Below are 22120 nucleotides of genomic sequence, written 5' to 3'. Positions count from 1 at the left end.
CTCACTCCTCCTCGTCCGGCGGTCCGTCCACGTCCTCCGCGCCCAGCTGCACCGACCCGCCCGTCCGCCCGGTGGCCCGGGCGACCAGCTCGGCGTCGGGCGCGAGGCGCACCACCACGTCCGCGAGGCGCTCAGCCAGCCCGGCCGGGACGTCGTCGTCCAGCAGGGCTGTGACCACCTCCGCGTCGGGCAGGTCCGTCAGCAGGCGCTCCAGCTCGGCCTCTGCCGCGCCCCCGGGGACGACGACGACCCGGAGCCCCGCCAGCACCTCCTGCACCTCCTCGGCAACCTCGGAGGCATCGGCAGCGTCCGAGTCGTCGACGGGCAGCAGCGTGCCGAGCGCGGCGAGGGCCACGACCGCGTGCACGTCGGTGGCGGCGTCGAGCACCACCACGGCGTCCAGGTCGGCGGCCTCCCCGGACGTGGCCCGGCGGGCCGCGCCCTCGGCCGCCTCCCGGGCCTCGCCGGGCAGCACGAGCGCGCGGCGCGCGCCGGTGCTCGCCGCCGCGCGGTGCACGTCGGCGGCGGTGAGCGGCTCGACGGCGCCGCCGAACCCGCCGGTCAGCAGCACGACGGCACCCGCCAGGGCCAGTTCCGCGGCCAGTGCCGGGGCGGCGGTCGCCACGACGACGCCCCACTGATGCTGCGGCGCCGCCTCCAGGTGGCGCACGTGGACCTGGGCGAGCGTGCCGCCGTCGGCCAGGAACGCCGAGGCAGCCGCCAGGCCCGCCCCGAGATCGTCGGTGTGGACGTGCCCCTGCCAGACGGCGTCTCCCCCGCCGGAGTCTCCCCCGACCACGACCACGGAGTCGCCGACCTCCCCGAGCCGGGCCCGGAGAGCCTCCGCCACGCCCTCGGTCGCCGCGCTGGGGCGGGTGAGCACGAACATGAGCTCCAGCGACCCAGCGCCCAGCGGCTCGTGGCCGGCCGACGTGAGCCACGGCTCCGGCGCGCTCACCGACCCGACGACGAGCGGCGCGTCGAGCCCGCCGGGCTCCCCGGAATGCTCCCGGGCGCGCGGCAGGTCGAGCTCGAGGCCGATCGTCACGGGGTCCATGGTGCCGCCGGCCTCTGACACTCCCGCCGACACCACCGCCACCAGCGCGTCCAGCACCACGACCAGGCCGCACGCGCCCGCGTCGAGCACGCCGGCGCGGCTCAGCGCGTCGAGCGTGCGGACGCTCGCCCGGGCAGCCTCGCGGGCGCCGTCGGCCCCCGCCCGGACGGCGGCCAGGAGCGCCGACGGCGAGCCGGCCGCGCCTTCCGCGATGCCTTCCGTGATGCCTTCCGCCGCCGTCGCACGCTCCGTCGCTGCGTCCGCCGCCGCCGCGCGCTCCGCCGCCGCGTCCGCCGCCGTCAGGATGGTCCCCTCCGCCGGGTCGGCCACCGCGGCCCGCGCCGACCGCGCGGCCTGCGCCAGCAGGTCGGCCGGTCCGCCACCCCGCCGCGCGGCGACGGCGAGCCCTCGCAGCCACTCGCTGAGGATCACGCCGGAGTTGCCGCGCGCGCCGAGCAGGGCACCACGCGCGAACGCGCCCAGCAGCTGCGTCCCCGTGGCCGACGACGCGGCCGAGCGCACCGCACGCTCGGCCTCGCGGAGCGTGAGGTAGAGGTTGGTCCCGGTGTCGGCGTCCGCGACGGGGAACACGTTGACGCGGTCGAGGGCCGCGCGCTCGCGCCCCACGGACCTCGCCGCCAGCCCCGCCCACGCGCGGACGAGCCCCGCGTCGAGGGCCTCGGGCGACGGCGCGGCCGGTGGCCGCGCCGGGACGTGCGGCGCGCTGTCCGTGACGTCGGTCACGCTGAGGCCTCCTGCGGTCGGTCCGGGTCGGCCTCCACCGTACTTCGCCGGACCGCCTCACCTCCTACCGCGGGTAGGCTGGTCCCGACGGTGTGATGCACCAGCCTTGCCCCTCGTTTGAGGGCCTGTCGCCGCATCAGGTACGCTGTCGTGGTTGCCCGGGAGAGTTTCTCCGGGCGCCCCCTCGACCATTCACGTCCTGCAGTCGTGCACGGACGTGCACGACCAACCTCAGGAGACCACCGTGGCTGCCAACTGCGACGTCTGCGGCAAGGGCCCGGGCTTCGGGCACAGCATCTCGCACTCCCACATCCGCACCAAGCGCCGCTGGAACCCGAACATCCAGCGTGTGCGCGCGATCGTGGGCGGTACGCCCAAGCGCGTGAACGTGTGCACCTCGTGCCTCAAGGCCGGCAAGGTCACGCGCAAGGTCTCGGCCTGACGCTGCCGCCGCGCGGCCGGTGACCCGGCCGCCGCGCATGCTTTTCCCACGACGCCCGCAGGGATTCCCTGCGGGCGTCGTGCTGTTCCCGGATCGTTGCCTCGGCGTGTTGCCGAGGTTCAGCGGGCCGTGACACTGTGAGGACATGACGGCCCAGACCGACGACGTGACCATCCGGCCGGCCACGGCGGCAGACGCCGAGAAGATCGCCCAGGTGGACATCGCGTCCTGGCGCGGCGCGTACTCCGAGCTGCTCCCGGACTCCTTCCTCGCGTCGCTGGACGTGCACGACCGGGCGGGCGAGTGGCAGGACGTCCTCACCGCCTCCGGCGCCAAGGTCCTCGTCGCCGAGGACGGGGCCGGCACCGTCGGTTTCACCAGCGTGGGGCCCTCGCGCGACGAGGACGCGGAGCCGGGCGACCTGGAGATCTACGCGATCTACCTGCACCCGCGCGCCTGGGGCAGCGGGGTGGCCCGTGACCTCATGCGGTCCGTCCTGGCGGACGTGCAGCCCGGCACGAGCGTCACCCTGTGGATCCTGGAGGGCAACGAGCGCGCGCAGCACTTCTACCGGCGCCACGGCTTCCAGCCGGACGGCGTCGAGCGGCTCGACACCATCGGCGGCAAGCCGCTGACGCAGCTTCGCTACCGGCGCACGGCCCGCTGACCGCCGGCCGCCGCGGCCATCTCCGCCAGGCCGGCGTCGAAGCTCACCCGCGGCTCGTAGCCGAGGTCCGCACGGGCGGCGCTGATGTCGTAGGTCCGGTCACGACCCATGATCGTGACGAGCCAGTTGGTGAGCGGCGGCGCGGTGTGCGCCCGGACGAGTCGGGCGGTGCCGTCCATGACGGCCGCGAGCGGCGCGACGACAGCCAGCGGAAGGCTGCGGCTGCCGGAGACGTCCACCCCCCGGGTGCCGAGCAGAGCGACGAAGAAGTCGCGGACCGGCCTGGGGTCGCCGTCGGTGACGTAGTACACCGCGCCGTCGCGTCCGCGCGTGAGGGACAGCACGACGGCGTCGGCGAGGTTGGCGACGTGCACGTGGTCCATGATGTGGCGGCCGCCGTCGATCCACAGCCACCGTCCCTTCACGACCGCCGCGATCGCGTCGTCGATCGTGGTGACCCCGCTGCCCCAGATGAACGGCGGCCGCAGGATCACGAGGCTCATCCCCGGCGTGGCGGCGCCGCGCAGCGCCTTCTCCGTCTCCAGCTTGACCCGGGAGTAGGCGGTGTTGGGGGTGCCTTCGTCGGTGCTCTCGTCCACCACGGTCGCACGCTGCCCGCCCAGGGACACGCCCGCGGCGCTGATGAGCACGAACCGGGAGACCCCCGCCTGCGCCGCGACGGCGTGCAGGGCGACCGTCGGTTCGTGGTTGTCGGTGCGGAAGCCCGCGTCGGGCCCCCAGAACTCCATCCGGGCTGCGGCATGCACCACGGCGTCGGCCTCGCGGAGGTGGTCCAGCCAGTCCGGGCGGACCGCCGGGCCGTCCGGGCCGGACAGCTCGGCCAGGTCTCCGTGGACGGGCTCGGCACCGGCGTCGCGCACGGTCCGCGCGCTGGCCGTGGAGCGGGCCAGGGCCAGGACGGAGTGGCCGTCCGCACGGAGCCGCCGGATCAGGTGCTGGCCCACGAAGCCGCTTCCACCGGTCAGGAAGATGCGCATGAAGACTCCTCGGGTTGTCGATGCCGAGGCATCGAGCGAGATGCATCGGAGGCAATGCATCGGTCCCAATAGATTGGCCCCGATGCATACTGGTGTCAAGAGGAGATGTCAGACGAGAGGCTTGTCATGGGAGATCAGCCCGGCGGCGAGAGCCCGCGGCCGTCAGCCGCCGAGCTCGCGGACACGTTCGGCCGCGTGGCCAAGACCCTGGCCCGGGAGTTCGACGAACGACTCGGCGAGGTCGGGGTGTCCTTCCCGCGCGCCCGCGTGCTGGTGGAGGTCGCCCGGCTGGGCCCCATCCGCGTCACCGACGTCGCCGCGGCCGTCGGGGTAGCGCAGGGGACCGCCTCGGCGCTGCTGGAGGCGCTGGTCCGGGACGGCCTGGTGGAACGCTCCACCGACACGGCCGACCGGCGGGTGACCAAGCTGGTCGCCACCCCGGAGGGCCTGCAGCAGGCGGCGTCGTGGCTGAAGGCCTACGAGGCCACGGCCGAGGAGCTGTTCGCCCCGCTCCCGCAGTCCCGCTGGTCGGAGCTCATCGACATCATGTCGATCCTCGGCGGCCGCAGCTAGGCCTTGAAGTGGTCCCAGCCGGTCCCCACGCCCGGCGGCAGGCCACCCACCGTGACCTCGCCCGGGATGTCGTCGAGCACGCGCCCGACGACGGACCACCTCGCCGGGAGCACTGCGTCCCCCGGGAACGTGGCCAGGAGCCCGTGGTCCTCCCCGCCGCCGAACACCCACTGGTCGAGCACCTTGTCGACGGCGCCCGCGGCGACCGCCTCCGCCGCCGGGCGAAGGGCCTCCCGGTCGGCGGCGAAGGCGCCGGGGTCGAGGTCGATCCGCACCGCGGAGGCGCGGGCCACACGGGCGGCGTCCCGCAGCAGGCCGTCCGACACGTCGAGCATCGCGGTGGCTCCGGCGTCGGCCGCCTCCGGGCCGGCGGAGAGGGGCGGGTCCGGCCGGAGATAGCCCGCGATCGACGCCTCGAACGGCCCGGCCTCCGCGAGGTCCGCCTCGAGGAGCGCCAGCCCGGCGGCCGAGCGGCCGCGTACCCCGGCGTACGCGACGAGGTCCCCGGCCCGGGCGCCGGACCGCAGCACGGGCGCCCGGCCCTCCAGGTCGCCGTGCACGGTGACGGCGACGACGAGGGCGTCACCGCCCGAGAGGTCTCCGCCCACGACCCCGGCACCGGCGCGCGCGCACGCCTCCGCCAGGCCCCGGGCCAGGCCTGTCACCCACTCGACCGGCGTGGCGCCGGGGACCACCAGCGACACCACCAGCGCCGTGGGGCGGGCCCCCATCGCCGCCACGTCCGCCAGGTTCTGCGCCGCGGCGCGCCGGCCGACGTCGTAGCCCGTCGACCACCGCGCGCGGAAGTGCCGGTCCTCGACGAGCACGTCGGTGGAGACCACGAACCGTCCGTCGGGGGCGGCCACCACCGCGGCGTCGTCGCCCGGCCCCAGCACGGTCGCTGCGCCCGCAGGCAGCAGCGGGAAGATGCGGGCGAGGAGCTGTTCCTCGGTGAGGTCGCGGACGAGTTCTGTCACACTCCGACCCTATGCGTTCCAGCCCTCGCTCCGGCTCGAAGTTCTTCGACGGTAACGTGGCGGCGTGGCATCCCCAGACACCTCCGACGACGCCCGTCCCGCACACCGGACGGGGCACCGGACCCTGCTCGCGGGGGCTTGCGCAACGGCCGTCGCCACCCTGCTCGCCGGCTGCGCCCCCACCATCGGCGTCGAGGTGGCCGACGACGCCGCCGACCCTGTCTGCGCCGAGGTGATGCTCGCGGTCCCGGAGTCCCTCGGCGAGGGCCTGCCGAAGGTACGGACGAACGCCCAGGCCACGGCCGCCTGGGGCGAACCGGGTGCGGCCGTGACCATGCGGTGCGGGGTCACCCCGCCCGAGGTCGCTGCGGACTGCCAGCGGGTGGAGTCCGCCGACGGCACGGTCGTGGACTGGATCGTCGTCACCGACGGCGAGGGCACCTGGTCGTTCACCACCTACGGCCGGGACCCCGCCGTCGAGGTCGTGGTGCCGCCCGCCGTCAGCGAGACCCGGTCCACGTCGTTCATCTCCGACCTCGCACCCGCTGTACGGCATGTTCGTGCCAATAAGCACTGCTCCTGACGCGAACGTGCGAATCTTCCTGTCGAAGGTTCTTCGACACTGTGCCGGATCGTTCGCGAGCTGGGCACCGCAATGGAAGGGGTAATTGTGTTGAGCGACATTGCGGTCGGGTCGCGACGAGACCGGCTCCAGCAGGAGCTGCAGCGGGACGTCCTGCGTGAGGCGCGGACGATCCTCTCCCAGAGCGGCGGCATCCAGGGTGTGACCATGGCGGCCGTCGCCAAGGCGGTCGGCGTCACGGCTCCTGCCCTCTACCGGTACTTCGACGGGCGCGGCGAGCTGATCCGCGCCGTCTACGAGGCGTCCATGGACGACCTCCTCCAGGCCATGCGGCACGACGTCGCCCTCCAGGACCCGGACGACCTGAGCGCCCGGATCCACGCGGCCACCCGTGCGATCTTCCGCTGGACCACGGCGAACCGGCCGGAGTTCGACCTCCTCATGGGCTCCGGCTTCCGGGGCGCGTACGAGCTGGACCCGGCCGTGGACCGCTTCTTCGTGCTCGAGATCGGCACGGTCTACGTGGGCCTCTTCGAGGACTACGTGCGGGCGGGCCTGCCCTATCCGGCCGACGACGAGATCCCGGCCCCGCTGCGCCCCTCGATCGAGCGCCACCGGGACGCCCTGTCGTCGAGCCTCCCGCTCGGCGTGGTCTACATGATGTCGACGGGCTGGCGGCAGGTCGTCGGCCTGCTCAGCATGGCCGCGTACGGGCACCTGGAGTTCGCCTACAAGGGCCACGTGGAGCTGTTCGACGACATGATGGCGTCGATCCTCACGTATCTGAACCTCGAGGTCAGCCCGAACCTGCGGTGACGGTGGCACGCTGGTCCCATGGACCAGCGCGTCAGCCTCGTCACCCTGCCCGTGCGCGACCTCGGCGCCGCCCGCCGCTTCTACGTGGAGGGCCTCGGCTGGCAGCCACGCTTCGAGGCCCCGGGCGAGGTGCTCATGTTCCAGACGGCGGAGCACCTGCTCCTGTCCCTCTGGGACGCCGCGGCGTTCGAGGAGGAGGTGGGCCCGATCGCCCGCGGTACGGGCGTGCCTCCCCTGACGCTCGCCCACAACGTCGCCTCGCGCGAGGACGTGGACACCGTGCTGAGCACCGCGCGTGCGGCGGGCGCCGAGGTCCAGGACGCCCGGGACCGGGCCTGGGGCGGCTACAGCGGCTACTTCGCCGACCCGGACGGTTTCCGCTGGGAGATCGCCTGGAACCCCGACGCCCCGGACCTGGTGCCCTGAGGGCCTCAGCCCTGGACCATCACGTCCGCGTTGAGCTCCAGCACCTCGCGAGCGGCCTCGACCACGAGGTCGACGTCGGCCCGGTAGGCGTGGAGCTCCGCGGCATACGCCTCCAGCACGGGCGCCTGGCGCCCTGCCACGAGGTCGGCGAGACGCGGCACGTAGGCCACCTCCTCCTTGCAGCCGACCACCAGCAGCGCCAGGTCGATCTGCGGCTGCGAGGCAGACCCGAGGTCCATGCCCGCCGCGCCGCCCCAGAGGTCGGGGTTGGGCTCGGCCCCCACGCCGGCGAGGCAGGAGGCGTACTCGGCCTCGACCGCCTGGGCCTCCGGGTACGTCTGCCACTCGATCCAGACCTGCTCCAGGTCGATGCGCCACTGGGCGGTCCCGCCGGACGTGACCGTGACCAGGTCGAAGCGCTGCGCGTCGGCCTCCTGGTAGCACGCGTCGAGCACGGCCTGGTCCTCGGGCAGGGTCGCGAACCCGTCCGGGCCCACCGACGCGCCGGCGAACGCCGGGGGCAGCCCCTCGTCGCCGACGTCCTGCGTCGCGTACGGGTCCACCGGCCCGACGCCGAACCCGTACTGCTCAGCCACCTCGCGGGACCAGGCCCCGAACGGCTGGCTGACGCCGGCGAGGGGGTCCACCTCCCAGCGGACGGCCTGGACGTCCAGCCCGGACAGCCGGCCGCACGCCGCGACGGCTACGTTGCGCGCCATCTCCAGCGTCTGGATCTCCTCCCAGGTCTCCAGGAACCGGTCGGCGGGCAGCTCCACGTGGCCGGTGGAGCGGTGCAGCACCGCGCCCGAGGCGAGGGTCGCGACGCCGTCGGCCCCCCAGGTCAGGCCGAGGTCAGCCGCAGTGGTGCCCGACGACGGGCTGGGGCCGGGCTGGTCGAAGCCGTCCGGGACGGCGGGGTCCAGGTCGTCGCACGCGGCGAGCAGGAAGGCCGTCGAGAGCGCGGCGGACAGGGCGACGGCCCGGCGCAGGGCGCCGGGCCGGTGGTGCGTGGAAGGCACGGGTCTCCTCGTGACGAGAGCCCGGTCGCGACCGGGCCTGGGGGTGTCGCCGCTCAAGAGCGCGCGGCACCCCGCTCGTGACGTCCGGACCGGGTGAACCCGCGGGTGATCCGGTGCGGCGGTCAGCGCAGGCCGGTGGGGCGGTCCAGCGCGAGCTGGATCAGCTCGTCGACGAGCTCGGCATACGTCATGCCCGACGCCTGCCACATGCGCGGGTACATCGAGAACGGCGTGAAGCCGGGCATCGTGTTGATCTCGTTGACGACCACCTGGTCGTCGTCGGTGACGAACACGTCCACGCGCGACAGCCCCTCGGCACCCACCGCCTCGAAGGTGCGGACCGCGACCTCCTGGATCTCCTTGATGAGGTTCTCCGGCAGGTCGGCCGGGCAGGAGAGCTGCACGTTGGCCTCGTCGAGGTACTTCGCCTCGTAGTCGTAGAAGGTGTGCTCACCGCCGGTGACCACGATCTCGCCCGGCAGCGACGCCCGCGCCCGGGCACCGGCCCGTCCGCCGAGCACCGCGCACTCGATCTCACGGCCGCTGATGCCCGCCTCGACGATCACCTTGGGATCGTGCCGGCGGGCTTCCTCGACGGCTGCGGGCAGGTCGGCCAGGTCGTCGACCCGGCTGATGCCCAGCGACGATCCCGCGCGGGCCGGCTTCACGAACAGCGGCAGCCCGAGCGTCTCGACCGTCTGGACGCACACGTCGCGCCGGGTGTCCCACTCCCCGGGCCGGATCACGGCGTACGGCCCCACGGGCAGCCCCTGGCCGGCCAGGACCAGCTTCATGAAGTGCTTGTCCATGCCCACGGCGGAGGCGAGCACCCCGGCGCCCACATAGTGCACGTCTGCCAGCTCGAGCAGGCCCTGCAGCGTGCCGTCCTCGCCGAACGGACCGTGCAGGAGGGGGAACACGACGTCGACGTCGCCCAGCACCTCGGGCACCTGCCCGGGAGCGAGCACCCGCAGCGAGCGCTCGCCCACCGCGAGCGGCAGCACGACCTCGCCGCCCCCGGCCGTCACCTCGGGCAGGCGCCCGTCCGTGATGGCCCAGCGGCCCGGCGTGTCCTCGGCCAGGACCCACTGACCCTCACGCGTGATCCCCACGGGGATCACGTCGTACTTGTCGCGGTCGATCGCGCCGAGCACGCCACCGGCCGTCGCCACGGAGACGGCGTGCTCGCCGGAGCGACCGCCGAACAGGATCACGACGCGCGGCTTGCGCGCGCCGCCGTCCGGCAGGGCCGCCGCAGGGGCCGGCTCGGGCGTGGGCTCAGGGGTGAGGCTGTGGTGCGACATCGGCCTGACCCTACCCGACCGGCCCCGCCGGATCAGCGCCGGGGCCGTGGTGCGAGCTCAGGCTCGGAAGGCGTGGACCAGCACGGCAGCCAGCCTGCCCCACGACGGCGCCGCCGCGTAGGCGGTGAGGGCCCGCGCCGTGGCGAGGCCGCTCCGGGCGCCGACGAACCACGGCGGCTTGGGGAACAGCGACGGCTCGCCGTGCAGGACCGACCGCGGGAACGGGCGGAACGGCCCGGTCAGGACCGTCCGCTCCGGATCGTGCACCAGGTGGCTGTTGTGCACCACGCCGATCCCGCTGCCGACGTCGTGCAGCGTGTGGCCGGGGAAGGCGCCCCACGTGGCGCGAGGGAGGAGGAAGCCCATCCCGGTCCAGGCGTTGATCGCCACGGTCCCGTACCGCAGGTCGGCGACCGCCCGGTCGAAGGCGGCGCCCAGGGCGCGCCGGTCCTGGGGCCGCACGATCACGTTGGCGCCGAGCGTCCCGGCGAGCCGGTCGTTGGCGAGCCTGACGGCGGCGTCGAGGTACGCGGCGCCCTCGCCCGGCAGCTCCGTCCATGCCAGGACGGGCGCGAAGTACTCGTCCGTGCACGCGGCGTCGTCGGGGTCCACCCGCACGAGCAGGCGGCCGTTGACCTCCTCGGCGTCCGGGTGGTCCGCGGCCACGCGGGCCATCGTCGCCTCGGCGCCGGGATACCAGGGGGCGCGGGCGGGCAGCCGTCCGAAGGCGGCCCGGACCTCGGCGAGGAAGTCGTCCTTCTGCGGCCAGTCCGCCGGCAGGACCAGGACCTGCCCGGCGATGCAGTTGTGGCCCGCGTTGTTCAGCCGCATGGTGGCGACGTGCTCCGCCTGGAACCTGAGGTCCGCGCGGCTCCACCGGCCGGGCACCACGATCACGGGCGCGACGCCGCCCAGCTCGCTCGTGATGGGCACGGTCAGCCGGGGCTCGTTCGAGGCCCGACGACGTCGCGCCTCCTCGCCCGTGCCCCACACGATCGCGTCGTGGGTCCGGGCGGAACCGGTGATGTGCACCGTGGCGATGCGGTCGTGCGCCGTGAGGCGGGCACCGACCTCGGCACCGCCGGTGATGAACCGCACCACGCCCGCAGCCACCAGCGGCGCGAACGCCTCCTCGTACACGGGCAGGAGGTCCGCGAACGTGGGGTTGAGCTTCACGATCGACGCACGGTCGTGCGCGACCAGCTCGTACAGGGCGTCCAGCGGCGCGATCGACGAGACGTTGCCGGCACCGAGCACGACGCACACGCCGCCGTGGCCGCCCGGAGCCGGCGTCGGCGGGCCCACGTGGCGCCGGACCTCGTCGGCCGTGACCCCTGGCGGCATCCACACCTCGGCGAGGAAGCCGTGGAACATCACGCGCTCGTGGGCATTCTCGGGGAGCACGCGGACGGCCACCCGGCCCCCGGGCGCCGGCTGCGGACGAGACCCGGCGAGGGCCGACCGGCCCTTCGCGACCGCGTCGTAGGCCTGGGCGTAAGCCGTCAGGGCGCAGAGCGCACCGTAGGGGCCCGTGAGCCACTCCTCGCCGGCGAGCTCCGACCCCTCGGCGACAGACTTGGCCCGGCAGGCCGCGGTCGCCCACCGCTCGGCCACGCCGGCCACCGCAGCGCTGACCTCGCGGAGCAGCCGGGCCCTGCCGTCGTGGGGCAGGGTGGCCCAGCGCTCGGCTCCGACGGTGAGCCGGTCGATCGCGTCGTCGAGCTCGTGGCTCGTCAGGGCGCGTGCGTCCGTGACGCTCATCGCAGATCTCCTTCGATCGTCGGAACGACAGCGGCCCCGTCCCCCTGCGAGGGGGCCACCGCCCCACAGTGTGACCTGATACGTGGTCTCAGCGCCAGAGCCGCCTGCACCCAGTTGTTTGACATTCACTGTGCGAATGCACAATCACGCCCGCGTCGGTAGTCTCCCCCATGTCGGACATTGCGTGCGGGGGCCGGCCCGCCTCACCTGCCCGGCCCTGGTCGACCTGCGCAACGAGGTCGACCAGCTGACGGACTCTGTGGCGCAGGGTGCCCTCCCTCCCGGCGCCCTCGACGGCGACCCGACGATCACCCCGGACCAGGTCCGCGCCCTGGTCCGCGCCAACGTGGTGGAGCTGCTCGCCGGCCTGGCAGGCGACCCCGAGTCCCTCGCTCCCGCACGCCGGGCCGGCCAGGTCACGGCCCTTGCCGGTGCACCCCTCGAGAACGTGCTGCGGGCCTACCGGGTCGCGGGGATGCTGATCTGGGACGAGCTCACCAGCCGCGCATCCCACAGCCCGGACCCGACGGCGCTGGTCAGCCTGTCGTCCAGGGTGTGGGCGGCGATCGACCGCTTCTCGAGCGCCGCCACCGACGCGTACCGCTGGGCCGCTGCGGAGCGCGCCGCCGGGGTGCGCGCGGCCCGGGAGGCGGCCCTCCTCGGTCTCCTCGACGGGTCCGACCCGTACAGCGACGCCGCACGCCGTACCCTGCGCCTCCCGGAGCGCGGGGTGTTCGTCGTGGCGGTCGCGGACGCGGGCTCCCTGCCGGGTCCCGGCCCCGCACGCGGCGCCGCGCCCCGCCCGGCACGCCAGGCACCCGGCCGGTCCGGTGCACCCGGGCGAGCGGCCGGCGTCGGGCAGCACGCGCGCTCCTGGAGCGACGACGCCACGCGGGGGACGACGGCACGCTGGGTGGACCACGGGGGTGAGCGACTCGGTCTCGTCACGGCGGCCACCGCCGAGGCGGCGGTCGCCGCCGTGGAGGCCTGCCTGGGCGACGGCCGGGCCGGCTTGAGCCGGCCGTTCACCAGCCTGGCGCAGGCGCCGGCAGCGCTCGACCAGGCGCGCACGGCGCTGCAGTGTCTCTCTCCCGGGGCGACGGGGACGCTCCGGTACGGTTCGGCGCCCCTGGACGCTCTCCTGGCGTCCGACAGCGCCCGGGCCGGCGAGCTCGCCGCGGCGGTGCTCACCGGGCTCGGCGGCCGGGACGCACGGGACGAGGAACTCCTCGTGCGCACCCTGGAGGCCTGGTTCGACGCCGGCGGCTCGTCCACCCGCGCCGCGAAGGCGCTGCACTGCCACCGGAACACGGTCCTCAACCGGCTCGCCCGCGTGACCGAGCAGACCGGCAGGGACGTGAACCACCCGCGTGACGCCGCCGAGCTCTATGCCGCCGTGCGGGCGCGCCGCCTCCACGAGCCCGCGTGACGCACGACACCGCGCGACCCTGACCAGGTGCGGCGTAGCGTCGGGAGCATGACGCAGATCCTGAGCGACGACCTGCTGGACACCGTTCGCGGCCGGGCCGCGCGATACGACCGGGAGAACTCCTTCTTCACCGAGGACCTCGACGACCTCAGGGCCGCCGGTTACCTCGCCGCCCTGGTGCCCGCCCCGCTCGGCGGCGCCGGCCTCTCGCTGCGCGAGCTGGCGCGCGAGCAGGCCCGCCTGGCCGCGGCAGCACCCGCGACCGCCCTGGCCGTCAACATGCACCATGTCTGGACCGGCGTGGCGCGCTACCTGCACGCGCGCGGCGACTCCTCGCTCGACTGGCTCCTCGAGGAGGCGGCGGCCGGCGAGGTGTTCGGGTTCGGGTACTCCGAAGCGGGCAACGACCTGGTGCTGCTGGGCTCCCGCACGGAGGCGCGGCCCGACGGCGAGGGCGGGTACACGTTCCACGGCCGCAAGATCTTCACGAGCAACTCCCCCGCCTGGACGCGTCTCGGCGTGCTGGGCCGGGACGACACGTCGCCCGACGCGCCCGTGCTGGTGCACGCGTTCGTGACGCGGGACGGTGGCGGCTTCGACATCCTCGACGACTGGGACACGATCGGGATGCGCGCGTCCCAGTCCCGCACGACCGTGCTGGAGGGCGCCCACGCCCCGGCGTCGCGCGTGCTGCGACGGCTCGCCCCCGGCCCCACCCTGGACCCCTACGTGGTCGGCATCTTCACCTCGTTCGAGCTGCTGCTCGCCGCCGTGTACACGGGGATCGCGGACCGCGCGCTCGAGCTCGCTGTCGAGGCGGTGGAACGGCGGTCGTCGATGAAGACGGGAAAGCTGCTGTCGCAGGACCCGGACATCCGGTGGCGTATCGCCGACGCGGCGCTCACGCTCGACGGGATCTGGCTCCAGCTCGACGCCCTCACGGGCGCCATCGACGCCGGCGAGGACCGTGGCGCCGGCTGGTTCCGCGCCACCGCCGGGCTCAAGGTGCGAGCCACGGAGGCGGCCCGGTTCGTGGTGGACCAGGCGGTGCGGTCGTCGGGCGGGTCCACGTACTTCAGCGGCTCGGAGCTGGGACGCCTCTACCGCGACGTCCTCGCGGGCATCTTCCACCCGTCCGACGACGAGTCGGCGCACGCGACGGTGGCGCAGTCGCTGCTCGGCCCGCTGGAGTAGAGACATGCCTCGGCCGGTGGGGCGCTCGGGGCGTCCCCACCGGCCGAGGGGTCTGTCAGACCTTCCGGGACCGCACCTTGCGACCCACCACGAGGGCTGTCGTGCCCCCCGCCAGGAGGAGACCCGCGACGAGGATCACCCTCGCGACGTCACCACCCGTGACCGGGAGCGGGGCGGCCGGGGGTGCCGGCCGGGCCGCCGCGGCCGGTGCCACGCTGGGGGTCGGCGTGACCGACGGCGTGGGCACGGGAGCCGGTACGGGGACCGGCGCCGGCACGTAGTTGTACTGGATCGTGGCGCTGCCCGAGCCACCGGCGAGGAAGATGATCGTCCACTCCGACGGCTGGGCGAGGTCCGACGCGGACGACGCCTCGAACGAGAAGGGCACGGTGCCCGTCCCGGTGTAGAGCGCGAGCTGTGCCGGGTCGGTCAGCGTCTCGCTGAACGGCGACACGTCCGTCTCCGTGTAGTAGAACGAGTCCGACGCCGTCGGCACCGTCCCGGTCTCGAGCCACTCCGAGCACGCGTCGGCACCCGTGTTGGCGGTGAGCTCCCCGCCGGGGACGTCCATCGCCCCGGTCGCGGTGGCCACCACGTCGCCGGCGAACGTGACCGGTGCCAGGCCGGACACCGATCCCGCCGGGATGGTGCTCGCCTCCTGGCTCAGGTTCGTCAGGCAGACGTCGAAGTCCATGGTCACGTCGGCGGTGATCACCACCGACTGGAGCGTCCCCAGGGCAGGGTCGAACTGCTGGAAGGTTCCCTCACCCGACAGGTCGAGGTCCCCCAGGTCGAAGGTGGCTGTCTCCTCCGGCGTGGTCTCCGCCGCGGCCGGGCCGGCGCCGGCGATGCTCAGCACCCCGGCCGCGGCCAGAGCCAGGGCTGTTCGCGTCACTCGCATGGCACCTCCACCTGAGTCGTGCGGGTCTGGTCCACGACCCAGCCGAAGCCGTTCGGCGCCGGGTCGGGTTCCGTGGGCGGGGTCTCGGACCAGACGCCCGAGTACTCCCAGGTCAGCGGGGTGCCTTCTGACACCTTGTACCGGTACGTCAGCCCGGGCGGGTTCCCGGCGTAGACGCCGGGCGGCAGCCAGGCCGGGCCTTCGTCGAGGTGGCTGACGTCCCAGTCGTGGAACGCGCCGAACGACTCCGGCAGCGAGTACCAGCCGTCGTCCCCCTTGTCGACCCACTGACCGTCCTCATAGGCCCAGCCCTGGATCTCCTTCCAGACACGGACCGTGAGGGGCCGCTTGTAGGTGTTCTCGGTGAGGTCGCAGTAGCAGACGCGCTCGGTCACGTAGTAGTAGAGGTCCGTGTGGCCTCCCACCGGGACGGTGCCCGGCTGCGAGGCGTGCTGACCGTCGGTGATGGTCACACCCTGCTGACCACACGCGACAAACTCCCACTCGTCACCCACCACAGCCGTGGTCTGGTGCACCCCCGCGGCCACCTGCGTCGGCAGCAGCGGACCCGCCTGCGAGATCCCCGCCGTCGCGTCAGCGACCGTCGAGGCCACCGGCGTCGTGGTCTGCTGACCGTCCACGCACTCGTACACGTAGATCGCGAGCGACTGCGTGGGCGGCGGCACCGCGTTCACGTAGTAGTACAGGTCCGTGTGGCCACCCACCGGGACGGTGCCCGGCTGCGAGGCGTGCTGCCCGTCCGTGATGGTCACACCCTGCTGACCACACGCCACGAACTCCCACTCGGGGCCCACCACAGCCGTGGTGTCGTGCACCCCTGCCTCGACCTGCGTCGGCAGCAGCGGGCCGGGCTGGGAGATCCCCGCCCGGGTACCTGCGACCGTGGAGACCACCGGCGTGGTCGTCGGCTCCCCGTCCACGCACTCGTACACGTAGATCGCGAGCGACTGCGTCGGGGCCGGGTGGTACTCGTACGAGACGGTGACCTCGGCCTCGCCGACGGCGACGCCCGTCGAGACGTACGGCGCCGGCCCGGACACGCTCGTCTCGATCAGGCTCGTCACCGGGTACGTGACGAAGCCGTCGCCGACGAACGACGCGAGCACACCAGGGTCGGTCGTGGTGGCCGAGGTGGTGCCCTCGTCCGAGATCTCGTAGTCGACCTGCTCGCCAGGGGCCAGCGTGAATGTCTGTGCGTCGTGCGCCTCCGCCGTGTACTCGGCGAGCTGGCCGTCGATGTGATGCTCGCGTCGACCGAGGCGGTCAGCGTCTTGTCCTCGTAGGTGCTGAGGTTCTCGAGGCCACCCGTGACGGTGCCGGACACCCAGCCGCTCAGCGTGATGCTGTCGAGGATCAACGTGCCGCCGAGGTCGTCGAACTGCTGGAGCTAGACATTGTGGACGGCAGGAAAGGACTGCAGCTCGACCGACGCGGTATGCGTCACGGTCTCTGCCTGCACCGGCGCGGCCACCATTGTCACCATGCCGGATATCAACCCGGAGGTGACGACGGTGGCGATCGCGCGATGACGTCTTGTCATACGTGGAACACCCCCTGCGTATTTCTTCCAGGGCGCCGCCGATCCCCAGCGAGAGCTGGTGATGGAGTGCCCGTGGCGCCGATCTGGCCCGCCCCAGGGTGCGGAGGTGAGTTACGGGCCCTCACATCCGGCGAATGATTTGACAAAAGTCCATTGCTGCATTTGAGCCGCAGATCTGCAGGTCGGAGCCACGGAGAACCGCGGTCACACCGAAATGTCGCACATCAACTTCACCCGCTCCGGGCAATTACTTCCCGTCAACTGATAAGAACTCAACAAAAGCATTTCACCCGCTCATTGCTCTTGCCATTTTCGGCCCTCACGCCGGCGTCGCCTTGCGCACCACGAGCGACATCGCCGCGGCCGCCGCGCAGAGCGCCCCGGCCCCGAACCACACGGGGTCGTAGGTCCCCGTGAGGTCGCGCACGAGCCCGCCGGCCCAGGCGACGACCGCCGCCCCGACCTGGTGCGAGGCGAGCACCCAGCCGAACACGACCGGCGCGTCGTCGCCCCACAGCTCCCGGCACAGCGCGAGGGTGGGCGGGACCGTGGCGACCCAGTCGAGCCCGTAGAACACGATGAAGAGCACCATGGGCGGCTCCACCTCGGGCGCCATGAGCGACGGCAGCGCCATGAGCGCCAGCCCGCGCAGCACGTAGTAGACGCCGAGGAGCACGCGGGCGTTGAACCGGTCGGTGAGCCAGCCGGAGAAGATCGTGCCGACGATGTCGAAGATCCCGATCACGGCCAGCAGCGAGGCCCCGGCGGTCATCGCCATGCCGTGGTCGTGCACGGCGGGCACGAAGTGCGTCTTGACCAGGCCGTTGGTCGACGCGCCGCAGATGGCGAACGCCCCGGCGAGCAGCCAGAAGGGTCCGGTCCGGGCCGCGCGAGCGAGCACCGTGACGGTCCGGAGCGCAGCGCCGCGCAGGGGTGCGGGCTTCGCCTGGTAGTCCCCGCCGTAGGGCGCGAGGCCGACGTCGGCGGGGTGGTCGCGCAGGAACAGGAGCACCAGCGGCAGCACCACGGCCGCGGCGAGCGCGACGGTCACGCTCGCGGGCCGCCAGCCGTGGTTCTCGATCAGCCACGAGAGGAGCGGCAGGAACACGAGCTGGCCCGACGCGGCCCCGGCCGTCAGGATCCCGGTCACCAGGCCACGCCTGGCCACGAACCAGCGGCTGGTGAGCGTCGCGGTGAACGACGGCGCGATGCACCCGGTGCCGACGCCCACCAGCACGCCCCAGCACAGCACGAACTGCCACGGCTCGGTCATGTTCACGGTGAGCAGGGCCCCGCCGGCGATCACGAGCAGCGCGACGGACAGCACCCGGCGCATGCCGACCCGGTCCATCAGCGCCGCCGCGAACGGCGCGGTGAGCCCGTACAGCGCCAGCTGCACCGACACGCCCAGCCCGATGGTGGCCCGCGACCAGCCGAGCTCGGCGTTCAGCGGTTCGATGAGCAGCCCGGGCGCGGACCCGAAGGCGGCGGCACCCATGAGAGCCACGAAGCCGACGGCCGCGACGAGCCATGCGCGGTGCACCAGAGGTGCCCGACGACGGCGCCCGGCCGGCTCGGGCGGAGCCCCCGCCGATCCGGTGGTCGGCTCCGGCGAGGTCGGGGTGGTGAGTCCGGTCATGACTGGAAGCATGGGCTTCGAGCCGCCACAGCCACCAGTGGCCCGAATGACACCGTCCGATAGGATCAGGCCATGACCGGTCCCGCGCCCGTACCGCACAAGGTCGCCGTGCTCGTCCGGCCGGGCTTCATCCCGCTCGAGCTCGGCATCCCCCATCGCATCCTGGGCCGGGCCCGCGACGCCGTCGGCCACCCGCTGTACGAGGTGGTGACCTGCACGCCCGCGCCCGGCCCCGTGCCGTCCGACACCGACGTCACGATCCTCGTGGAGCGGGGCCCCGAGGCGCTGGCGGAGGCAGACACCGTCATCTTTCCCGCTGCCCTCGACGACGGCCCGGAGCTCCGCGAGGGACGCCTCTCGGACGCGGCAGCGGTCGCGTTGGGCCACGTGCGCCCGGGCACCCGCCTGGTCTCGATCTGCGTGGGCAGCTTCGTGCTCGCCGCGGCGGGCCTGCTCGACGGCCGCCCGGCCTCGACGCACTGGGCCGACGCCGACGACTTCCGCCGCTTCTTTCCCAAGGTCCTCCTCGACCCGGACGTGCTCTACGTGGACGACGGCGACGTGCTCACCTCGGCCGGTGTGGCCTCCGGCCTGGACCTGTGCCTGCACATCGTGCGCCGCGACCACGGCGCGGCGGTGGCGGACGAGGTCGCGCGGCGCACGGTCGTCCCACCGCACCGCGACGGCGGCCAGGCGCAGTACGTCCGGCGAACCGTCCCCGCCGTCGGCGACACCGGCACCGCGGTGGCGCGCGCCTGGGCACTGGACCACCTCGACCAGCCCGTCGCCCTGCGCGACCTGGCGGACCGCTGCGCCATGAGCGTGCGGACGTTCACCCGTCGGTTCCGCGAGGAGACGGGCGAGAGCCCGGGCACCTGGCTGGCGCGCCGCCGGATCGAGCGCGCGTGCAGCCTCCTGGAGACCACCGACCTGCCGGTCGAGCAGGTCGCGGTGCGGGCGGGGTTCGGCACGGCGCAGTCGCTCCGCCTGCGCATGCAGGAGGCCCTGGGCACCACGCCGACGTCGTACCGGCGTACGTTCCTCCTGGCACGGTGAGGGAACCCGGATGTCCACCCCGGAGGGGCTGACCCACAGCTGCGACGCCGACCCCGGCCTCCGCCGCAAGCGGCAGGGCCGGGGGTTCACGTACGTCGACGACCGGGGGCACCGCGTCACCGACCCCGAGACGCTCCAGCGGATCCGCGGGCTCGTGATCCCGCCCGCGTGGACGGACGTGTGGATCTGCGTGGACTCGACCGGCCATGTCCAGGCGACCGGCCGCGACGCGAAGAACCGCAAGCAGTACCTGTACCACCCACGCTGGCGCGAGCACCGCGACGCCGCCAAGTTCCACGAGCTCGTGGGCTTCGGGGAGGCGCTGGTCGACCTGCGCAAGCGGGTGGACCAGGACCTGCGGTCCCCGCGGCTCTCCTTCGAGAAGGTCGTCGCCACCACCGTCTGGCTGCTCGACAACACCCTGGTCCGCGTCGGCAACGACGAGTACGTCCGCACCGGCGAGTCGTACGGGCTGACGACGCTCCGGAACCGGCACGCCAGGGTCGACGGGGCGGAGATCCGGTTCCGGTTCAACGGGAAGTCGGGCACGCCGCACGACGTGGTGGTCGAGGACCGCCGCGTGGCGAGCGTCGTCCGGCGCTGCCGGGAGCTGCCGGGCCAGCAGCTGCTGCAGTACGTGGACGGGGACGAGGTGCGGAAGATCGGTTCGGGCGACGTCAACGCCTACCTGAGCGAGACGACGTCGGCCGACTACACCGCCAAGACGTTCCGCACGTGGGGCGCGAGCGCGCTCGCCCTCGGCCACCTGCGCCGCCTGGAGCCCGCGAGCCAGCGTGAGCACGACGCGCAGCGCGCGGAGGCGGTCCGGCTCGCGGCGGCCCACCTGCACAACACCCCCGCGGTGTGCCGCAGGAGCTACGTCCATCCGGTGATCCTCGCCGACGACCGCACGGAGCTGGACCGCCTGATCAAGCGCTCCGGGGCCGACGCCGCTCGCACGTCCCGCTGGATGGACGCCGACGAGCGCGCCCTGCTGAAGGTCCTCAGGACGGCGGAGCGGGCATCGTGAGACGCCACGTATCCTCGCCAGCATGAGCACCGCGCACGAGCAGCCCCTCTCCCCCGCGACCGTCGCCGTCACCGCCGGGCGGCCGCCCAAGGTGCAGGGCGGTCCCGTCAACCCGCCGCTCGTGCTCAGCTCGACCTACGTCTCGCAGGGCGTCGTGGGCCCGGGCGAGCTGCTCTACACGCGGATCGGCACGGAGACGTGGGAGCCGTTCGAGCAGGCGCTCGCCGCGCTGGAGGGCGCCGAGCGGCCCGGGATCGTGTACGGGTCGGGCATGGCGGCGGTGGCCGCGGTGCTGTCCGCGGTGCCCGACGGCGGCGTGCTCGTGGTCCCCCGGCACGCCTACCAGGTGAGCCTCGGCTACGCCGACGACCTGGCCTCCCGCCACGGCGTCGAGGTGCGCCGCGTGGACATCGCGGACACCGGCCAGGTGGTCGCCGCGCTCGACGGCGCCGACGTGGTGCTCGTGGAGTCGCCCACCAACCCCATGCTCGAGGTCGCGGACCTGCCCGCCATCCTGACTGGGGCCCGGGAGCGCGGGGTCCGCTCGGTCGTGGACAACACGTTCGCCACCCCGCTCGGTCAGCAGCCGCTCGCCCACGGGGCCGACGTCGTCTTCCACTCGGTCACGAAGTACCTCGCCGGGCACTCCGACGTGGTGCTCGGCGCCGCCGTGACGAACGATCCCGCCATCGAGGCCGAGCTGCGCGCGTACCGGACGCTGCACGGGTCCATCGCCGGCCCGTTCGAGGTCTGGCTCGCGCTCCGCGGGCTGCGCACCCTGGCCCTGCGGGTCGAGCGGGCGCAGGCCAATGCCGCCACGCTCGCCGCCCGGCTCGCCGAGCACCCCGCGGTCGCCGAGGTGCGCCACCCCTCGCTGCCCGCGGACCCGGGCCACGAGCGCGCGGCCGCGCAGATGAACGGCTTCGGCGCCATCATCGGCCTGCGCCCCGTAGGCGGTGCCACGGGGGCCGACGGCGTCGTCGCCGCCCTCCGCCTGTGGGTGCCCGCCACGTCGCTCGGTGGCGTCGAGTCGAGCCTGGAGCGCCGCCGCCGCTTCCCCACGGAGTCCCTGACCGTGCCGGAGGACCTGCTGCGGCTCTCCGTCGGGGTCGAGGACGTCGAGGACCTGTGGGCCGACCTCGACCAGGCGCTGCGCACGCTGGTCTGACCCGCTCGGCAGAGGTGGAGCTTCGGCCTCGGTTGAGCCGCGTTCCGGCAACGATGAGGGGCGCCGTCGGGTAGGTCGCCGGATTCGTCCCTACGATCGACGCATGAGAAACCGCTCAGCACGTGCCGCGTCGCTCGCGATCCTCGCCGCGGTGGCGATCGCCCTCACCGGCTGTGCCGGTGGCGACGGCGCCGACGACGCCACCCCGAGCCCGGTCGAGAGCGTCGAGGCGACCCCGTCGCCGTCGGGCAGCGCCACGAGCTCACCGAGCGCGAGCCCCTCCGGCGACGCACCCGCCGACGAGGCCGACGACGCCGCCGCTCCGCCGTTCACGGCGAACACCGAGCCGGACCTGTCCGAGCCCGGCGGCGACGGTTTCTACTCGGTGACCGAGGTACGGACCGGCCGGCACGAGGGATACGACCGCGTGGTGTTCGAGCTGGCCGGCACCGGCGACGTGACGCCGGGCTGGCGCGTCGAGTACGTCGACCAGGCGATCGACGAGGGGAGCGGGAGCGTCGTGGAGATCGACGGCGACACGATCCTCTCCGTCATCATCAACCGAACGGCGTACCCGTTCGACAGCGGCGTGGAGGAGTACGCGGGCGACCCCATCCACCCGGACGACACCGAGGTCGTGGCAGCCGTCGACTACCGCTTCACGTTCGAGGGGTCGAGCACGGCGTTCATCGGTATCGAGGGCGGCCAGAAGCCCTTCCGGGCCTTCCTGCTGGAGGACCCGACCCGCGTCGTCGTCGACGTCCAGCACTGACCA

Annotated in this window: 21 protein-coding genes; 12 read left to right on the top strand and 9 right to left on the bottom strand. The window is 73.7% G+C overall.

Features of this window, described 5'->3' with window-relative positions; translation table 11 throughout:
- Position 1: 1 nt before the first annotated feature.
- Positions 2 to 1801, bottom strand: coding sequence for a DAK2 domain-containing protein (locus tag AC060K_RS05560; RefSeq protein ID WP_483764468.1), 1800 nt, complete (start codon positions 1799 to 1801; stop codon positions 2 to 4).
- 244 nt (positions 1802 to 2045) lie between these two features.
- Here AC060K_RS05560 and rpmB point away from each other — a divergent pair, with 244 nt between their 5' ends.
- Together rpmB and AC060K_RS05550 are read left to right on the top strand one after the other, a co-directional pair.
- Positions 2046 to 2243, top strand: a complete 198-nt coding sequence (gene rpmB / locus AC060K_RS05555; protein WP_483764467.1) for a 50S ribosomal protein L28 — start codon at positions 2046 to 2048, stop codon at positions 2241 to 2243.
- Positions 2244 to 2388: 145 nt separating this feature from the next.
- Complete coding sequence (locus AC060K_RS05550; protein ID WP_483764466.1) at positions 2389 to 2910, top strand: N-acetyltransferase family protein; 522 nt, start codon at positions 2389 to 2391, stop codon at positions 2908 to 2910.
- On the opposite strand, the gene AC060K_RS05545 is transcribed toward AC060K_RS05550, so the two are convergent.
- Positions 2889 to 3908: an NAD-dependent epimerase/dehydratase family protein gene (locus AC060K_RS05545; protein WP_483764465.1), complete on the bottom strand. Its 1020-nt coding sequence runs from the start codon at positions 3906 to 3908 to the stop codon at positions 2889 to 2891. The two genes, AC060K_RS05550 and AC060K_RS05545, sit on opposite strands and share 22 nt — an antisense overlap.
- Positions 3909 to 4034: 126 nt before the next feature.
- Here AC060K_RS05545 and AC060K_RS05540 point away from each other — a divergent pair, with 126 nt between their 5' ends.
- A complete protein-coding gene (locus tag AC060K_RS05540) occupies positions 4035 to 4481 on the top strand; it encodes a MarR family winged helix-turn-helix transcriptional regulator (protein WP_483764464.1) in 447 nt (148 codons plus the stop codon).
- On the opposite strand, the gene AC060K_RS05535 is transcribed toward AC060K_RS05540, so the two are convergent.
- Positions 4478 to 5458 carry a thiamine-phosphate kinase gene (locus AC060K_RS05535; RefSeq protein ID WP_483764463.1) on the bottom strand — a complete coding sequence of 327 codons (981 nt, stop codon included), beginning with the start codon at positions 5456 to 5458 and terminating at the stop codon, positions 4478 to 4480. The two genes, AC060K_RS05540 and AC060K_RS05535, sit on opposite strands and share 4 nt — an antisense overlap.
- Positions 5459 to 5522: 64 nt before the next feature.
- Here AC060K_RS05535 and AC060K_RS05530 point away from each other — a divergent pair, with 64 nt between their 5' ends.
- From AC060K_RS05530 to AC060K_RS05520, 3 genes are all read left to right on the top strand, one after another.
- Positions 5523 to 6041 carry a DUF3515 family protein gene (locus AC060K_RS05530; RefSeq protein WP_483764462.1) on the top strand — a complete coding sequence of 173 codons (519 nt, stop codon included), beginning with the start codon at positions 5523 to 5525 and terminating at the stop codon, positions 6039 to 6041.
- 90 nt (positions 6042 to 6131) lie between these two features.
- Positions 6132 to 6857 (top strand): TetR/AcrR family transcriptional regulator, encoded by a 726-nt coding sequence (locus AC060K_RS05525; RefSeq protein ID WP_483764461.1) that lies wholly within the window; start codon positions 6132 to 6134, stop codon positions 6855 to 6857.
- A gap of 18 nt (positions 6858 to 6875) precedes the next feature.
- Complete coding sequence (locus AC060K_RS05520; RefSeq protein ID WP_483764460.1) at positions 6876 to 7283, top strand: VOC family protein; 408 nt, start codon at positions 6876 to 6878, stop codon at positions 7281 to 7283.
- A gap of 5 nt (positions 7284 to 7288) precedes the next feature.
- On the opposite strand, the gene AC060K_RS05515 is transcribed toward AC060K_RS05520, so the two are convergent.
- From AC060K_RS05515 to AC060K_RS05505, 3 genes are all read right to left on the bottom strand, one after another.
- Positions 7289 to 8302: a hypothetical protein gene (locus AC060K_RS05515; RefSeq protein ID WP_483764459.1), complete on the bottom strand. Its 1014-nt coding sequence runs from the start codon at positions 8300 to 8302 to the stop codon at positions 7289 to 7291.
- A gap of 122 nt (positions 8303 to 8424) precedes the next feature.
- Positions 8425 to 9606: a D-alanine--D-alanine ligase family protein gene (locus AC060K_RS05510; protein ID WP_483764458.1), complete on the bottom strand. Its 1182-nt coding sequence runs from the start codon at positions 9604 to 9606 to the stop codon at positions 8425 to 8427.
- A 57-nt stretch (positions 9607 to 9663) separates the two neighbouring features.
- Complete coding sequence (locus AC060K_RS05505; protein ID WP_483764457.1) at positions 9664 to 11367, bottom strand: aldehyde dehydrogenase family protein; 1704 nt, start codon at positions 11365 to 11367, stop codon at positions 9664 to 9666.
- A 184-nt stretch (positions 11368 to 11551) separates the two neighbouring features.
- Between AC060K_RS05505 and AC060K_RS05500 the strand changes: the two genes are divergently transcribed.
- Both AC060K_RS05500 and AC060K_RS05495 read left to right on the top strand, forming a co-directional pair.
- Positions 11552 to 12796 (top strand): helix-turn-helix domain-containing protein, encoded by a 1245-nt coding sequence (locus AC060K_RS05500; protein WP_483764456.1) that lies wholly within the window; start codon positions 11552 to 11554, stop codon positions 12794 to 12796.
- A 48-nt stretch (positions 12797 to 12844) separates the two neighbouring features.
- Complete coding sequence (locus tag AC060K_RS05495; RefSeq protein WP_483764455.1) at positions 12845 to 13990, top strand: acyl-CoA dehydrogenase family protein; 1146 nt, start codon at positions 12845 to 12847, stop codon at positions 13988 to 13990.
- A 55-nt stretch (positions 13991 to 14045) separates the two neighbouring features.
- Here AC060K_RS05495 and AC060K_RS05490 read toward each other — a convergent pair whose 3' ends face one another.
- The 3 genes from AC060K_RS05490 to AC060K_RS05480 form a co-directional block, all read right to left on the bottom strand.
- Entirely contained in the window at positions 14046 to 14885 is an 840-nt protein-coding gene (locus AC060K_RS05490) for a choice-of-anchor E domain-containing protein (RefSeq protein ID WP_483764454.1), read from the bottom strand.
- A complete protein-coding gene (locus tag AC060K_RS05485) occupies positions 14882 to 16150 on the bottom strand; it encodes a choice-of-anchor E domain-containing protein (protein WP_483764477.1) in 1269 nt (422 codons plus the stop codon). The genes AC060K_RS05490 and AC060K_RS05485 overlap by 4 nt, the downstream gene beginning before the upstream one ends.
- A gap of 621 nt (positions 16151 to 16771) precedes the next feature.
- Positions 16772 to 18091 (bottom strand): MFS transporter, encoded by a 1320-nt coding sequence (locus tag AC060K_RS05480; RefSeq protein ID WP_483764453.1) that lies wholly within the window; start codon positions 18089 to 18091, stop codon positions 16772 to 16774.
- A 72-nt stretch (positions 18092 to 18163) separates the two neighbouring features.
- Here AC060K_RS05480 and AC060K_RS05475 point away from each other — a divergent pair, with 72 nt between their 5' ends.
- From AC060K_RS05475 to AC060K_RS05460, 4 genes are all read left to right on the top strand, one after another.
- A complete protein-coding gene (locus tag AC060K_RS05475) occupies positions 18164 to 19147 on the top strand; it encodes a GlxA family transcriptional regulator (RefSeq protein WP_483764452.1) in 984 nt (327 codons plus the stop codon).
- 10 nt (positions 19148 to 19157) lie between these two features.
- Positions 19158 to 20177: a DNA topoisomerase IB gene (locus AC060K_RS05470; protein WP_483764451.1), complete on the top strand. Its 1020-nt coding sequence runs from the start codon at positions 19158 to 19160 to the stop codon at positions 20175 to 20177.
- A gap of 22 nt (positions 20178 to 20199) precedes the next feature.
- Positions 20200 to 21345 carry a trans-sulfuration enzyme family protein gene (locus AC060K_RS05465; RefSeq protein ID WP_483764450.1) on the top strand — a complete coding sequence of 382 codons (1146 nt, stop codon included), beginning with the start codon at positions 20200 to 20202 and terminating at the stop codon, positions 21343 to 21345.
- Between the two features lie 103 nt (positions 21346 to 21448).
- Positions 21449 to 22117: an AMIN-like domain-containing (lipo)protein gene (locus tag AC060K_RS05460; protein ID WP_483764449.1), complete on the top strand. Its 669-nt coding sequence runs from the start codon at positions 21449 to 21451 to the stop codon at positions 22115 to 22117.
- Positions 22118 to 22120 lie beyond the last annotated feature (3 nt).

The organism is Antribacter sp. NEAU-D49 (genome assembly GCF_057158775.1).
This window is presented reverse-complemented; position numbering and strand designations above follow the sequence as displayed.